This window comes from Actinoplanes sp. SE50/110, assembly GCF_900119315.1.
GTDB lineage: Bacteria > Actinomycetota > Actinomycetes > Mycobacteriales > Micromonosporaceae > Actinoplanes.
In genome coordinates this window covers 6,887,890-6,900,913 of the sequence record NZ_LT827010.1, presented here as the reverse complement: position 1 = coordinate 6,900,913, position 13,024 = coordinate 6,887,890, and the positions used below count along the sequence as shown (strand labels likewise).

General features: G+C 67.1%; 16 protein-coding genes, 1 pseudogene and 1 riboswitch. Of the genes and pseudogenes, 6 read left to right on the top strand and 11 right to left on the bottom strand.

Features of this window, described 5'->3' with window-relative positions; translation table 11 throughout:
• Window positions 1–100 precede the first annotated feature (100 nt).
• The gene (locus tag ACSP50_RS42640; RefSeq protein ID WP_155123685.1) at window positions 101–376 is read left to right on the top strand and encodes a hypothetical protein; all 276 of its coding nucleotides are present in this window, start codon (window positions 101–103) and stop codon (window positions 374–376) included.
• Window positions 377–404: 28 nt separating this feature from the next.
• Here the strand turns inward: ACSP50_RS42640 and ACSP50_RS30800 are convergent, their stop codons facing one another.
• The 5 genes from ACSP50_RS30800 to ACSP50_RS30785 form a co-directional block, all read right to left on the bottom strand.
• Window positions 405–767, bottom strand: coding sequence for a transposase (locus ACSP50_RS30800; protein WP_231957059.1), 363 nt, complete (start codon window positions 765–767; stop codon window positions 405–407).
• Window positions 739–1,080 carry a hypothetical protein gene (locus ACSP50_RS43585; RefSeq protein ID WP_014693216.1) on the bottom strand — a complete coding sequence of 114 codons (342 nt, stop codon included), beginning with the start codon at window positions 1,078–1,080 and terminating at the stop codon, window positions 739–741. The genes ACSP50_RS30800 and ACSP50_RS43585 overlap by 29 nt, the downstream gene beginning before the upstream one ends.
• Window positions 990–1,340: a LysR family transcriptional regulator gene (locus ACSP50_RS45235; protein WP_369793968.1), complete on the bottom strand. Its 351-nt coding sequence runs from the start codon at window positions 1,338–1,340 to the stop codon at window positions 990–992. Before ACSP50_RS45235 ends, ACSP50_RS43585 begins: the two co-directional genes overlap by 91 nt.
• The gene (locus ACSP50_RS45230; protein ID WP_014693215.1) at window positions 1,262–2,542 is read right to left on the bottom strand and encodes a hypothetical protein; all 1,281 of its coding nucleotides are present in this window, start codon (window positions 2,540–2,542) and stop codon (window positions 1,262–1,264) included. The genes ACSP50_RS45235 and ACSP50_RS45230 overlap by 79 nt, the downstream gene beginning before the upstream one ends.
• Window positions 2,543–2,615: 73 nt before the next feature.
• The gene (locus tag ACSP50_RS30785) at window positions 2,616–2,921 is read right to left on the bottom strand and encodes a hypothetical protein (RefSeq protein WP_014693214.1); all 306 of its coding nucleotides are present in this window, start codon (window positions 2,919–2,921) and stop codon (window positions 2,616–2,618) included.
• A 502-nt stretch (window positions 2,922–3,423) separates the two neighbouring features.
• On the opposite strand from ACSP50_RS30785, the pseudogene ACSP50_RS30775 reads away from it, so the two are divergent.
• Window positions 3,424–3,677 (top strand): annotated as a pseudogene (locus ACSP50_RS30775) (transposase family protein); the annotation flags it as partial.
• Between the two features lie 883 nt (window positions 3,678–4,560).
• On the opposite strand, the gene ACSP50_RS30770 reads toward ACSP50_RS30775, so the two are convergent.
• Window positions 4,561–5,184: a hypothetical protein gene (locus ACSP50_RS30770; RefSeq protein ID WP_052311962.1), complete on the bottom strand. Its 624-nt coding sequence runs from the start codon at window positions 5,182–5,184 to the stop codon at window positions 4,561–4,563.
• Window positions 5,185–5,517: 333 nt separating this feature from the next.
• Between ACSP50_RS30770 and ACSP50_RS42630 the strand changes: the two genes are divergently transcribed.
• Window positions 5,518–5,766 (top strand): hypothetical protein, encoded by a 249-nt coding sequence (locus tag ACSP50_RS42630; protein ID WP_155123684.1) that lies wholly within the window; start codon window positions 5,518–5,520, stop codon window positions 5,764–5,766.
• Between the two features lie 29 nt (window positions 5,767–5,795).
• Complete coding sequence (locus tag ACSP50_RS30765; protein ID WP_155123683.1) at window positions 5,796–6,299, top strand: hypothetical protein; 504 nt, start codon at window positions 5,796–5,798, stop codon at window positions 6,297–6,299.
• A gap of 249 nt (window positions 6,300–6,548) precedes the next feature.
• Here the strand turns inward: ACSP50_RS30765 and ACSP50_RS30760 are convergent, their stop codons facing one another.
• Window positions 6,549–7,073, bottom strand: a complete 525-nt coding sequence (locus tag ACSP50_RS30760) for a CGNR zinc finger domain-containing protein (RefSeq protein ID WP_014693208.1) — start codon at window positions 7,071–7,073, stop codon at window positions 6,549–6,551.
• Between the two features lie 246 nt (window positions 7,074–7,319).
• Here ACSP50_RS30760 and ACSP50_RS30755 point away from each other — a divergent pair, with 246 nt between their 5' ends.
• The gene (locus tag ACSP50_RS30755; protein ID WP_014693207.1) at window positions 7,320–7,994 is read left to right on the top strand and encodes a pyridoxamine 5'-phosphate oxidase family protein; all 675 of its coding nucleotides are present in this window, start codon (window positions 7,320–7,322) and stop codon (window positions 7,992–7,994) included.
• Entirely contained in the window at window positions 7,991–8,473 is a 483-nt protein-coding gene (locus ACSP50_RS30750; protein WP_014693206.1) for a nuclear transport factor 2 family protein, read from the top strand. The genes ACSP50_RS30755 and ACSP50_RS30750 overlap by 4 nt, the downstream gene beginning before the upstream one ends.
• Window positions 8,474–8,596: 123 nt before the next feature.
• Here ACSP50_RS30750 and ACSP50_RS44330 read toward each other — a convergent pair whose 3' ends face one another.
• From ACSP50_RS44330 to ACSP50_RS30730, 4 genes are all read right to left on the bottom strand, one after another.
• Window positions 8,597–9,124 (bottom strand): C40 family peptidase, encoded by a 528-nt coding sequence (locus ACSP50_RS44330; RefSeq protein ID WP_231956752.1) that lies wholly within the window; start codon window positions 9,122–9,124, stop codon window positions 8,597–8,599.
• Between the two features lie 69 nt (window positions 9,125–9,193).
• Window positions 9,194–9,370: riboswitch (cyclic di-AMP (ydaO/yuaA leader) on the bottom strand.
• Window positions 9,371–9,542: 172 nt separating this feature from the next.
• A protein-coding gene (locus ACSP50_RS30740; protein ID WP_085945659.1) for an IS5 family transposase occupies window positions 9,543–10,360 on the bottom strand; the annotation gives its coding sequence in 2 pieces (ribosomal slippage) (window positions 9,543–10,030 and window positions 10,030–10,360; 819 coding nt in all).
• Between the two features lie 471 nt (window positions 10,361–10,831).
• Complete coding sequence (locus ACSP50_RS30735) at window positions 10,832–11,926, bottom strand: zinc-binding dehydrogenase (RefSeq protein WP_014693204.1); 1,095 nt, start codon at window positions 11,924–11,926, stop codon at window positions 10,832–10,834.
• Window positions 11,923–12,717, bottom strand: a complete 795-nt coding sequence (locus ACSP50_RS30730) for a sedoheptulose 7-phosphate cyclase (RefSeq protein WP_014693203.1) — start codon at window positions 12,715–12,717, stop codon at window positions 11,923–11,925. The genes ACSP50_RS30735 and ACSP50_RS30730 overlap by 4 nt, the downstream gene beginning before the upstream one ends.
• Window positions 12,718–13,024 lie beyond the last annotated feature (307 nt).

Here is a 13,024-nt window from a genome sequence, read left to right as displayed (position 1 = left end):
CTCCATGTGCGAACCCGGTGGTGTCGGGCTATGCCGGAAATCGGGCTGAAATCTGTGGGTGCTCACGGACGCGCAGGCTGACTTCCCAGCGGGTCCAGTCGTGTCCGTTCTTGTCGGCTTTGCGATCGGCTCGTCGGCGTGGACCGTGTGCTGCGCCCATACCGAGCCGAGTTGCTTCAGGAAGGGTGCCGTCTCCGATTCGCGGCAGCGAGAGATCAGGTTTCGGATCCAGGGGATCTCGCCCTCACGGTGGATCATCGGTGCGTCCACGGTCACGCCCCAGCATGCTGGTTGCGGTGAGCTGGCAGATCTCGTCGCGGGCTGCTTTCGCTTTCGCCAGCGCATCCTGTCGGCGGCGCGTGAAAACTGGATCTGACCTACTTTTCGTGATCGGGATTGACCCGTTAGGCGAGAAGGATTCGTTTGCGTAGCAGATCGAGGTTGGCGCGACCGTACATCTGGCGCTTGATCATCTTGATGCGGTTGACGTGCCCTTCGACTACTCCGGAGCTGTAGGTCATGGTCAGCCCGTTCACGACGGCGTCGTGGTCACGGCGCAGGCCGGCGGTGAAGGATCGCAGGTCAGGCTGGTCGTCGGCTACGACCGCGGCGATCCAGTCGTTGAGCCTCTGCCCGTCTCGGGCGGTCAAGATCTCGGCGAACGCCGAGACGTGGGTGGCCAGGGCGTCCAGATGTGGGCAGGCACCGCGCGCTCGTGCGAGTTGTTCGCGGTCGTCTTCAGCGAGTCGGTCGGGGTGGGTGAGCAGCCAGCTGGTCAGCTGACGGGTTTCGGCGGCCGACGTGGCGCCGGTGGTCGGCCGACGGCGGCCCGCAGCGGCCGTAGGTAGGTGCGCAGGTCCATGGGGTGCCGGCGGTCGCCTCCTGTTGCTCGACCTCGCGCAGCGACTCCAGGGCCTCGGCGATCGTGTCCTCGGCGGCCGGGTCGTGGGCCCGGATCGACGCGGTGACCGCCGCGGCGTGCGGGCCGCTCATCCACGGCAGGGTGCGCACCAGGGTCGGCACGGATCCGGAGGCCAGCACCACGGCGCGGCCTTTGGGCAGCGCGCCCAGGTCGGCCACATCGAGGATGTCGAGAAATTCGACGTCGTAGCTGGTGGAACGGCCATGCCGGGAATGCGACTGACGAAGACCCCACCGATGGTGGTGGGGGCTTTCGACGCGCGGCCAGCACTCGGTTGGGGCACCGAGGCGACGGCGCTACCATCTCCGCCGACAGGCATTACCACCGCGCCGGCCTTGGTCAGCCGGGCGCCGTGGTGGTCGCGGTCGAGCAGGGTGACGCCGAGCCGCCGTTCGAGCCGGCTGGTCGCGCGGGACAGGGGTGGCTGGGCGATCCCGAGGCGCTGGGGAGTGCTACGGCGTCGAGGGCCATCGTCTGCTCACCGGGCGCGGGCAGCGCTTGGCGGGGAGGGCTGAGTTGTCGGGTACGTTCTCGCAGCTCGCCGATGAAAGCGAGGTCGATATCGATGGCGGCCAGGGCCTGCTCCGGCTGCTCGCCCGCCTGAGCCGAACGTCGCGACGCCTCGGCGACTGCGAGCAGCCGCTGGGACTGGTCGGTCACCGCCTCGCTCAACCCGGCCTGCATCTGCCGCTCGATGGCGCGGATCCCGTCGCGTGCCCGCTTGCCGACGGCCATCCGGAAGGTGTCGATGAGCGACCTCAGCTCGGCGGCGCTCTCGCTGTTGCGCCGGCTGCGCTGCCGCTGCTTCTCCCCGGCTAGGGCGGTCCCGCCCAAGGCGATCGCACCGGACGCCGCAACGGCCGTGGACAGCCAGTACGGCATCGCGAGGCCGAGGAACCGGGGAACGATGAGGGCGATCATGATGCCGCTGTAGGCTGGCATGAGTACGCCGACCAGACGGGTGGCCATCGTCTGCCGCTCAGACAGCACCCGTGGGCCGCGGCGGATGTGGGCGACCAGCTCCGCCGGCGGTTCGAGGTCGAGATGCACCGGCGGCACGGCCTCGCTCACCCCGATCGAGGCGGCGACCCGCTCGCCGATCTCGCGCGCGGCCACGTGCAACGCCCGATGTACCGCTTCGGTCTCGACCACGAGGCGCTGTCGCAGCCAGCCGTCGAGGTCGGCGCCGGCCAGCCCTTGTGACTCGATCACCGCGATGCCCTCATCGAGCAGGGCTCGCAACCAGTTGTGCACGGCGAACTCGATGTCCGACATGGTCGCCGACAACGCGTCGCTGAGTGCCCGTGGCCATTTGCCGGCTTGTGCCTGAAACGCGCGAAGGCGGCCCTCGTCGTCACGCGCCTCGAAGGCGAGGCACGCCCGGCGGCGGGGGTCGGCCATCGCCGCACGCCGGCTCCGAAGATCGACTTCCAGCAACTGCAGGGCGTCCATCACCGCTTCCGCGACGATCATCGTGGAGCCCCCGCCGGCCAGCTCCGCGGCGGCCAGGCGCATCCGGCGTTCCAGATCGGGGCGTAGGTTGGCGGCGGCTCCCTGCAGCACCTTCTGGATCACGTCCAGAAGGTCGTCCTGAATGCTCAGGCCGCTCGGCGGGGTCATCGCAGCCTCCGTCAAGTGCCGGTGCCCGGCCGGCAGCCGGCGGCCCGTTGCCGCCGGCTGTCAGCGCACGTCGTCAGTGGCAGAACGGGATCATGTGGTGGTCGTGGCCCATCGAACCGTTGCCGCCCCGGCCCGGGTCGCAGTCGTCGGAGCTGCCCCGGCCCGGGTCGCAGTCGTCGAAGCTGCCCTGGCCCGGGTGGCCGCCGTGACCGACCCAGCCGTGGTCGCCGTCGGCGTCGTCGCCGCAGTCATCGGCGCCACCCCATCCTCCGTTGTGCTGCTGCCCGGGGCCGATGCTCGTGTCCCCGCCGCCGAACAAACCGCGACCGAGGTCGAGACATCCGCTGCCGCCTTCGAGGGAACTCTGCCAAATGCTCATTTCACGTCCTTGCTATCGGGGGGGTCTGACGTCTACGCCAACGACGGAACCGGCCCCAGGACACCGAGTCCATGCGGGCGACAAACCTCACCACCGGGGATCTCGCCCACCGGACATCAAGGGCCACCTGCCCAAAGCCGACCTCGTCGTCGACGCGCTGCCCTGGAAGCTCTGCGACACCGAAGCGCAGCGCAAGCGCGCCCGCGGCCGCGTCGCGTCCCTCGCTCACTAGGTCGCCGGGATGCTGGCCTCCGACGGCTGGACCGTCGAGGAGCTCCGGGAAGCCCTCGAAGCATCACCGGCTGCCGCCAACGCCTCGGACCCGGCCGCCCAGGATTCAGTACGGCCCCGGACCAAGAGGTGTTGGAGCAGCTGTGGCGGGAGCTGGCAGGCGTCTCCGTTCAGCGGGCCGCGGACCAGCTGGCGTCTCGGGCGCCCGAGACGGTGATCGCCCTGATGGAGCAGCTGAATCCCATGCTCCTGGCCGCTCTGACTCCATTAGGGCTATCAGAGCGCTCGCGGCAGCGTGCGCACTCCGTTCAAGCGGCGCCGATTCCGGCCGAAGCTGTCACGCCGGCAGAAGGCGGTCAACCGGGCACACGCGAAGATCCGCGCCCGCGGCGAGCGGGCGATCGCCACGCTCAAGACCTGGAAGATCTTGGCCAAGCTGCGCTGCTGCCCGCGCCGCGCGACCGCGATTGTGCAGGCCATCCTCGCGTCCTGCACCATGTCGAAGCCGGCCGCTACGCACGATGAAAAAGGCTCACTGATCCACTCAACGCGGACCCATTCGATGCGGCCGCCTTTGCCGTGCACCTTGGCGCGTTTGTTGGGCAGTTCGAGGTCGCCGATGTCGAGGGGTGAGGATCTCCTCGGCGCGGACGGCGGCGCCGTAGAGCACTCGCCACAGGATCTTCTCGAGCAGCTGCACGTCGAGGCGGAACAGGGCGGCGCCAGGGCGCTGAACCACCGGGTAAGGGCCCCTGCAGCTGGTCGGCGCCCGCCTCGCTGTCGAGGGCGGCAGTTCCATGCCGGCGGGCAGCACCCGCAGCAGGCCGTCGAGGGTCTGCGGGTATTTGACCGCGATGCCCGGCGACCAGGCGACGAGCCGTTCGCGTGGTGGTCCAGCTCGCCGAAGACGCGGGCGAGCGCCTGAGGTGTCGACGTCATCCCACGCCTTGTCTGCGGCATCGGTACGGCTACGCACCCATCGTGGTGTCGGACGCGAACGCGGCATCCGACGCCGTCTTGAAGTCGCCGCCCCCACCCTTACCCCTCAGGTCACCACGGGCGGCCTTACGACGGCGACGGTCCAACGCGCGGATGGCCTTGTCCCCGCGTCGGGCGCTGACCTCTTCGGCCGGCCGTGTTCCCGCGGCTCGCCGTCGCAGCAATAACAGGCTGAGCGGCCACCGCGATCAATGACGGCAGCGCGACCGCAACTACGATCCAGACGCCGTCGGTCATACGGTCAGCATGCACTCATCAAGCAAGCGTGCCAGGAGCGCTGAGGGCACATCGGTGGAAAGTCCCGAGCATCTGGTGCTCGAACTCAGCTCTCGCGCGACTGTGTGACGGCAGATGTACGAGAGGCTCGATTCGGCCTGCTCCGCCGAGGCGTCCCGTTGGGTGGTCGAGTTCAGGCGACTGGCGGCCGCTCCCTCGTCCAGACGGTGATGTCGCTGCTGGTGGCGACCACCAAGGTGCTACCGGAGGGCGAGAAGCCGGCCGCTCGAAGCTCCGAAAATCTCGAGTGGAAAATGTGCCACCACGTGGCGCCCTCCTCGCCGCTGAAGGGGTCACTCCTGTAGGAGAGCAGAACACGCTGGTTCGGCCAGTCGGGACTGACGACGTCGATCAGCCAGCCGTCACGGGTGCCGGTGTGCAACCCGCCGCCGTGCAATCCGGCGATCCGCACAGACGTCGCCGCGATCGGACCCAGCCCAGGACAGCACAGGTCTCCGTCCGGGCAGGGCACGCCGGGGTCGAGGTCCCGGTCTCGAGCCAGCTTCTGCCCGCTGACGGCATCGAACAAGCCGTGCCCGTCGGAGGAGGTCACCAGCAATAGATCCCTGCGGCTGGCCGGGTCCGCGGCGAAGCCGACGCCCTGCAGGCCCCCGACCGAGGTGCACGGCGTCTTCGCGGGCCGCCACGGTTGAGGCACGGAAACAACCCGTGACTGCAGGAAGCGTCTTCGTAGTCTTCGCTGGTGATCCGTGAGTTCCGCGAGCTGCGGCTCAGCGTCCGCCAAGTGATCACCCATCCACGTAGTCTGGACCATCCACCCACAGCGCGGCGAACGCAGCACGGGAAGTGGTGGCGAGGTGCCACGGATACTGAACTCCTAGATCAATCACGCTTTCGGCGCCAGAGCCGAGTCTTGGCCCACCCCGCGGCGGAGCGGTGAGGGGATCGGTTTGCTCCGACGTGAGCGAGCCTGCCATGGGCCGCGGCCGTCCGCCCGGACTCGCGGCTGGAAGGGCTGTCGATCCGGTCGCTCGCGGCCAAACACGGCGGGCACCGGCGGACAGTTCGCGAAGCGCCGAGTTCGGCCTGGCCGGCACCGCGGAGAAAGTTGCCGCCGCGTAAGTCGCGGTTGGACCCGTTCAAACCGGCGATCGACGTCATGCCGTTGACCGAATTCGATGCACCGCGCAAACAACGGCGCACGGTGAAGCGGATCTATGATCGGCTGCTGGCCGAGGAGGAGATGGAAGGCATCTCGTATGCCGCTGTCTGCGACTACGTGCACTGGCGACGCCCGCGGATCCGGGTCGAGGCCGGCCGGGACCCACCACAAATGTTCGTGCCTCCAAGTCGTAAGGGAAGGCCTTCATGCCGATGAGACGTCGCCCTAAGTCTTACGTCCGGACCATGCTCACGGTTGGCTCTGCGGCCGCGTTGTCCGCCGCCTGCGGGCAGGCCGGTGGCCCGGTAGCAACCTTGGCCGGCGCACCTCACGGCATCGTGGTGAACCGTGGTGGTGTCGTCGAGGTGCTCGATGACACCACCACCGGCACCGTCCGACAGGTCACCGAGCAAGACACGGGCGGTACCAGCGCGGACCCGCTCGCCATGACCAAGGTGCGGCAGCTCGCCGCACACACCATCGCCGGTCTGCGCGCAGGACGGTTGGTTGCCTTGGACCCCGCGCATGCCGACCGACCGCGGACCGTCGCGCCGGCCAGCGATTGGTTCCCCGACACTGCGCTGACCGGCGGCTGGGCCGTCACCGAATCGCTGAACCAGCCGCCGTGTCCCGCGATCGACGGCACCGCCGCAGGCACAACCCGCTACCGGCTGGAACGCCACGACCTGTCCACCGGCAAGACACTCAGGACGACATGCCGGCCGTGTGGTCCGGATCCCGGCTTCTGATCACCAACCCGCAGACCGGAACCCTCACCACCTATCAGGCCACCAACGGCAGCGTTCTCACTCGCAGCGGCCTGGACACTGGCGGCAGCCTGCAGGTCTGGGGCGCTGAAAGCTAGCTTCCTCGTCATGCGGCCTTGCGCGGGTACTCCAGGCGGTGAATCTTGGACCCGGTCGCGTATCCGTCGGGGGGCAGGTTGAGGTCTTGTCCAAGACGTGGCATGGCGTTATCCGGAGGGCGTGGCCGAGGGGTCAGCCGGGTGTTGTCCGGTGGCGTTGGTAGTGACGGGCGGCTTTGGCGCGGCTGCCGCAGCCGTCCATGGAGCACCAGCGGCGGGTGCCGTTGCGGGAGATGTCAAAGAAGTAGAGGACACAGGCGGGGTGGGCGCAGCGCCGGATCCGGGTGGGATCCTGGCGTATCAGGTCTAGGTAATTACGGACGGCGTGCCAGGCGGCAGACCAGTCGGCGTCGACGTCCGAGCCCTCACGCACGGCGCCCTGGTGCAGCGTGTACCGCACGACGCCGCGCGCCAGGATCGCGTTGAGCTGCTGTTCGGCGTGCTCGTCGGGTTGTTCAAGAGCTTGCCGCAGCGCCGATCGGGCCTGTCGCAGGGGTGCCGCGACGGTGGTGTGGTTGCCGGTCAGGTGCTGCTCGTGGAGCCATGCCAGCAGTCCGCCGGGCTCGTCGAAGAGGTCCACCGTGCGGCCATGGTCGACCCACTCAGTGTTCACCAGGTCCAGGGCCAGCGGTTCGCCGGTCAATGGTCGTGCCGTCACTCATCCATCTTACCGGCGTAGTGCAGTTGACAGGTAAGACGAAAGCGATCTAGCTTCTAACCACTAAAACCTATTTCAGTGGTTAGGGGTGGAGGATGCCGGACAGCTGGCCGGACCGCGGATGGTGACCGTGTCGGTGCCTCCTCCTCACCCGCACCCTGATCTGACCGGACGCGCCGCGCCGGCACGACCCGCTCCGCGGCTGCCGGGCGCCGCGTATCTGAACGGCCCGAGGGGACGCCGACGATGCCGCACCACTACCTTCAGCACCTGACGACCGCGCCGGTTGCCGCCGCCCAACAGCGCTACGGCAGCCGTGCCGCCATCGAGCGCATGATCGCCGGCTGGGACACCGACGCCCTGCTCGGCGCCGACGAGATCACGTTCATCACCGCCCGCGACGGCTTCTACCTCGCCACCGTCAACACCGACGGCTGGCCCTACCTGCAGTACCGCGGCGGCCCACCGGGCTTCCTGCACCCGCTTGACCCGGTCGCCGGGCACAGCGTCCTGGCCTGGGCCGACGTTCGCGGTAACCGGCAGTACCTGTCCGTCGGCAACCTGGGCTGCTCACCGCGGGTGTCCCTGTTCCTGATGGACTACGCCCACCGTCGACGACTCAAGATCCTGGGAACGGCAACCGTCCACGACATCCGCGACGGCATGCCGGCCCACCTCGCCGGCAGGTTCGGCACCCTCCGCACGCCCGGCGTGGTGGAACGGCTCATCACCGTCGAGGTCCACAGCTACGACTGGAACTGCCCGCAACACATCACGCCACGCTGGAACGAAGCCGAACTGCACGACGCTCTCGCGCCGATCCGTGACCAGCTCACCCAGCTCCAGGCGGAGAATGACGCCCTGCGCGACATGGTTCGCCGAAACCGCTTCCAGCAGCACCCGTCCCAGGAGACCTCATGACCAGAGACCCATCCAGCACGCCGCAACCCCCACGGCATCCGCTGCCACCCTTCACTGTCGACACCGCCCGCGCCAAAGTCCAGGCCGCCGAGGACGCCTGGAACACCCGTGACCCCCGACGCGTCGCCGCCGCGTACACCCCCGACAGCATGTGGCGCAACCGCGACACCTTTCTGACCGGCCGCGCCGAGATTGAAGCGTTCCTGACCCATAAGTGGAGACGCGAACTGGACTACGCCCTGCGCAAGCAACTTTGGGCCTTCCACGACAACCGCATCGCCGTGCGGTTCCAGTACGAATGGCACGACCCCAGCGGCCAATGGTGGCGCAGCTACGGCAACGAACAGTGGGAATTCGACGAGCATGGATACATGAGTCGTCGCGAAGCCAGCATCAACGACGTGGCGATCAACCCCGACCAGCGACGCATCCACGGCCCCAGGCCGGCCCACGACACCACCGACATCCCCTTGCGCTGAGCGCGGACTCACCAGCATCACGAATCAGGTCGTACGACAGCGCCGCCTGCGCCCGACCGAGACGGGTGCAGGCGGCGCTGTGTGATGCCCGGACGCGAAGCGCAGGCAGCCGGGTGGACCGACTCAGACCAGGCGCCGGACCACGTAGTTCCTACTCCAGATCTTCTGCTTGGTGACCGTCTTGCCGGCCCGCGGGGCGGCCCACATCATGCCGCCACCGGCGTAGATGCCGGCGTGCGTGCCGTACGAGCCGTCACGGATGATGATCAGGTCACCGGGGCGGGCCCGGGACTTGGCGATGGCCTTGCCGTACCGCTGCTGCAGGTTCGCCTTGTGCGGCAGCTTCTTGCCCGCCGCCTTCTTGTAGACGTACATGGTGTAGCCCGAGCAGTCGAACCGCTTGGGCCCGGCGGCGCCGAACTTGTACAGCTTGCCCTTGTGCTTGGCCGCTTCGATCATGATCCGGTTCGCGGCCGCCCGGGACACTGCCGCCTTGGACTGGGACGCCACCGCCTTGAGGGTGAGGCCGCTCTGGCTGAATGGCACGCTTGTCTGTGAGAACACCTGCGTGGTGGTGACGGCCGGCGACCTGGTCGCGGCGGAGGCCGACTGCGGTGTGTCGAGGAGACCGGTGAGAAGACCGAGACCCACGGACAGGGCGATAGTGCCGGCTCCCAGGGTACGGGCGGGTCGGCTCGAAGTGCTTACGCGCACGGTGAAGGAATCCCTCCGGCACGCCTGCGAGGTTAGCTGTCGGATTCGGGCGCGAAGGTTGCCCGGCCGCACACTGGCGGCTTCACCCCAAGGTCCTCACGTCCCGGGCGCCGCAGTACGGCGTGCCGGTCGAGGACCGATGATGGTTCCCCCGTCCCTGCCCCCGATTGCCTCATGACTCGTCATGCGGGTTCGTGCGGCCGGACCGGGGCAGGGCTCGGCGTGGTCCGATCGACACGACCGGCGAGCACGTGCCCGCCGCTCTTCCTTAATAGCCCAGCCCACCGGGTTGTTCCGGAATCCGGTCGGTCACGTTGAGTGAATGTTGCGGTCATGGCTGCCTGATTTAAAACTCCTAACACGATCTCTGATCGGTCCAATTGATCAATCTGCGCCAGCAGATCAGGACGCAGGCAAGGCTGACGAAGCCGTCGTGGATGTCGAGGCGGCGCTCCCAGCGAACAGCCAATCGGCGGAACTGATGCAGCAGAGCGAAGGTCTGCTCGACGACGTACCGGAGCTTGCCGAGGCCCTTGATCCCGGTGGCCTTCGGTTTGGGGATGAGGGGTTCGGTGCCACGTTCACGGCAGGCCTGGCGGAACGCCGCACTGCTGTAGGCCTTGTCAGCCAGCAGCGCCGCGAACCGGCGCCGAGGCCGGCCCAGCCTGCCGGCGATCGGCGGGTAGCAGTCGAGCAGATCCAGGGCACGTTTGATGTCAGGTACGTTCGCGCCGCTGGTCAGCACGTAGATCGGGGTGCCGTTGCCGTCGCAGATCAGGTGGTGCTTGGAGCCGGGCTTGCCCCGGTTGACCGGCGACGGGCCTGTCCCGGCACCCCCTTTTTAGCGTCGATGTGACTGGCGTCAATCGCCGCTCTCGACCAGTCGATCCGGTTCGCCGCGTTCAGCTTGTCCAGCAGTATCTGGTGGACCTGGTCGAACACGCCTGCCTCGGTCCACCGCTGCAGCCTGCGCCAGCAGGTCATCCCCGAGCCGAACCCGAGCTCCTGCGGCAGGTCCTCCCAGCCGATCCCGGTGTGCAGGACGAACAGGATGCCCTGCAAGCACAGCCGGTCCGGCACCGGCCGCGGTCCCGGCGCCCTCGCTGGCCAAGCAGGCAGCACCGGCTCGATCAGCTTCCACAACTCGTCATCGACGACCCAGGCCTTGCTCACGAAGACCGGAACGAGACTGATCCTCACTCCGCAACGCTGATGAACATCGATTCAACAGATCGTGTTAGGTGCTTTTAGAAGGCCGGTGCCGGAATATCCAACGCCCGCTGTGTACATACAGTAACGGAAAGCTGATATTGATCTGTGAAAGGGAACACGAGGAAATTTGAGCCGCTGGTCTGCGTCACCTCGTAGCGATCCTCCGGTCCGCTACGACAGGCCAACCGCCGGTCCGGCGATTTCGGCCGATCGGCCGGTCGCCGTCGCCCTAACCGGGGCCGCCCGGGTGGCGACCTGACGACCGCCCGCCGGAAGACACATAGGCCCGCGGCGATTGCAAGCACAGCAGCGACACCGAACATGTCCACGGTGAGCAACCCGGCGCTCAGGCCGAACGCGCTGTACTCAGATGTCACCTATCGGTGCAGCAGAGCCGTTCGCTCGGCTTACTGGCAGGTGTCGTCATGCCACCTACTTCAAATCCTCGATGGTCGTTGTCCAGTCTGGCCTCCGACGAGAGCCGTCGGGCATCGTCGGATCAATTGCCACCTTGATGTACTCGGCGCGGCCGCTTGGGCGCGTCCCGCCACGAGCCATGCGCTCGACTTCGAGGCCTGCGACGTCCAGTGCGAGCACGTGTGTAATCAATGCGCCGAACCGTTCGGCGTGTTCGATGAGCAGGTCCTGAGCCTCAGCCATGTGTGCCGCTGACGTTCCTCGATGGCCGGTAAGCGACACCTGCTTACCACCACGAGTCCGTGCAGGGGTCACAGCGCCGAGTACCGGCGAGCCACACACGTTGGATCGGCGGATCTGACCCAGATCCACACCGGGCAGGTCGGGGTGCCGGTCGTTGGTGCCGAACCCGCCCAGTAGGTCAATCGTGGCGTTGTCCCCGACAGCGTCCAATGCGTCGGCCAGCGCGCCGTGAGCACCTTCTCTCGGTAGGCAGATGAACGCACCGTCAAGGCGGGCCGCACGACGTTGATCCAACTTCGTCGACGTCTGTGTGGACAGCAGCTGCACAGTGGAGCGCAGAAAGGCCAGCCGGTCGGTACGGCGATGAATTAGGTGAGCACGGACGCCACGAATCTCTGCGACCAGGGCGACAAGCACTCCGGTCGTGCCAGCGCCCCAGATCCCTACCGAGGAGCGGGGTGCCGCGAGTTCCCACCCATAAAGCACTGCCGCCAGCGGTTCCACGAGGACGGCTAGATCGGCAGGCAGGTTCGGCGCAGCCGACACCAGAGGCGGCCTCCCCGGGGCATCGAGATAACGCTGGTGGATACCATCGTAGCTGTGCCCGAGGATGCGATCCTGGTCATCGGGGTCAACCGGATTGAACAAGACGTAGCGTCGCTCGTCCGGGAGTATTCCGAGCCCTTCATGACCAAGGATCCGGGCAGCGTCGGGCCGCGCATTCCGTAGTATCTGCAGGTCTGTTCCGCATACGCCGGCTCGGAGGATCTGAATCGCTTCAGGATTGCACGAGCCAGCGAATCGCAGGGTTAAGCCTCCGTTTTCGCGGACAAGCGCTGCGTTCTCATGCCGTCCGTCGCCGGTCATACCTGGGCCTCTTCCGCCTGGGCGAACATGGCGAGCAACTCGCCCGCGCGCGCGAGCTCGGCATTGGTCACACCCTCAACGAATTCGGCGGCGCCGATGCCGACGGGAAGCGGGCAGTACTGATTACCGTTTCGGTGCCGGGTCGACTCTTCAAGACCTTCCTGAAGTAGGTCGACATCGCATGTCGGGTGCGTGATCGGAAGGGAGTACCGGTGCAGCAGGTTCAGTATGCGCTTCACGTCGGTGGCCGAGATCAGACCGCGTCCGTATGCCAGTGCGCAGCAAAGTGCCATGTCGATGGCAACAGCTTCGCCGTGCAGCAGTGGAGGTTTGGCGCACATCTCCAGCCGCGGGCTGAAGGTATGACCGAAATCGACGAGTCGTCGCAGCTCGTTCTCCCAGAGATTCGGCTCGAGCTCCTCCAGCATACTGGTGATGGCTCGGTTCATGATCTCTTGGCCGTCATCGCTGACCAACTGCGCGGCGATCAAACCCTCTGGATCGCTTTCGAGAAGCTTGAACAGGACGGGCTCCTTCACGATCGCCATCTTGATGATCTCGGCCATGCCATTGCGCACATGCCGAGCCGGCAACGTTCGGAGGAACTGGGGGTCTACCAACGTGTTCGTAGCCGGGTAGTACGTTCCGAGGCGATTCTTGTGCTCACCCACGTTGATGCCGGTCTTCGCTCCGATGGCAGCGTCGATCATCCCGACCAGCGTGGTCGGAATCCGGACATATGGGGTTCCTCGGCGGTAGAGGCTCGCCGCCAGACCCACGGTGTCGGTCACGACCCCCCCCACCGACCGCGATGATGGGATCCCGACGCCTGATGCCGACCTCGTCCGCGGCCGCTGCGACGGCAAGTGCCGTCGCGCTGGTCTTCGCATCCTCTCCCGCCTGCATGCGGAAGACCGTGGCAGCAACTCCTCGCGCGGAGAAATATGCCCGGATCTGCTCTCCCCAAAGGTCTTGCACATTCGCGTCAACCACAACGAGTCGGCGCGCGTCGCCGCGGAGGCCGGCGGCGTCCGCCAAGGCCTCGTTGCGCGGCGAGAACACGTCGCTCGTGACGGCCACCCGATAGCTCACCTCATG

Bases quoted from the DNA above. Each gene is read 5' to 3' on its own strand.
- ACSP50_RS45230 (WP_014693215.1), bottom strand. From the start codon at position 2,542: ATGACCCCGCCGAGCGGCCTGAGCATTCAGGACGACCTTCTGGACGTG.
- ACSP50_RS30785 (WP_014693214.1), bottom strand. From the start codon at position 2,921: ATGAGCATTTGGCAGAGTTCCCTCGAAGGCGGCAGCGGATGTCTCGAC.
- ACSP50_RS30770 (WP_052311962.1), bottom strand. From the start codon at position 5,184: ATGGGTGATCACTTGGCGGACGCTGAGCCGCAGCTCGCGGAACTCACG.
- ACSP50_RS30765 (WP_155123683.1), top strand. From the start codon at position 5,796: ATGCTCACGGTTGGCTCTGCGGCCGCGTTGTCCGCCGCCTGCGGGCAG.
- ACSP50_RS30755 (WP_014693207.1), top strand. From the start codon at position 7,320: ATGCCGCACCACTACCTTCAGCACCTGACGACCGCGCCGGTTGCCGCC.
- ACSP50_RS30750 (WP_014693206.1), top strand. From the start codon at position 7,991: ATGACCAGAGACCCATCCAGCACGCCGCAACCCCCACGGCATCCGCTG.
- ACSP50_RS30735 (WP_014693204.1), bottom strand. From the start codon at position 11,926: ATGACCGGCGACGGACGGCATGAGAACGCAGCGCTTGTCCGCGAAAAC.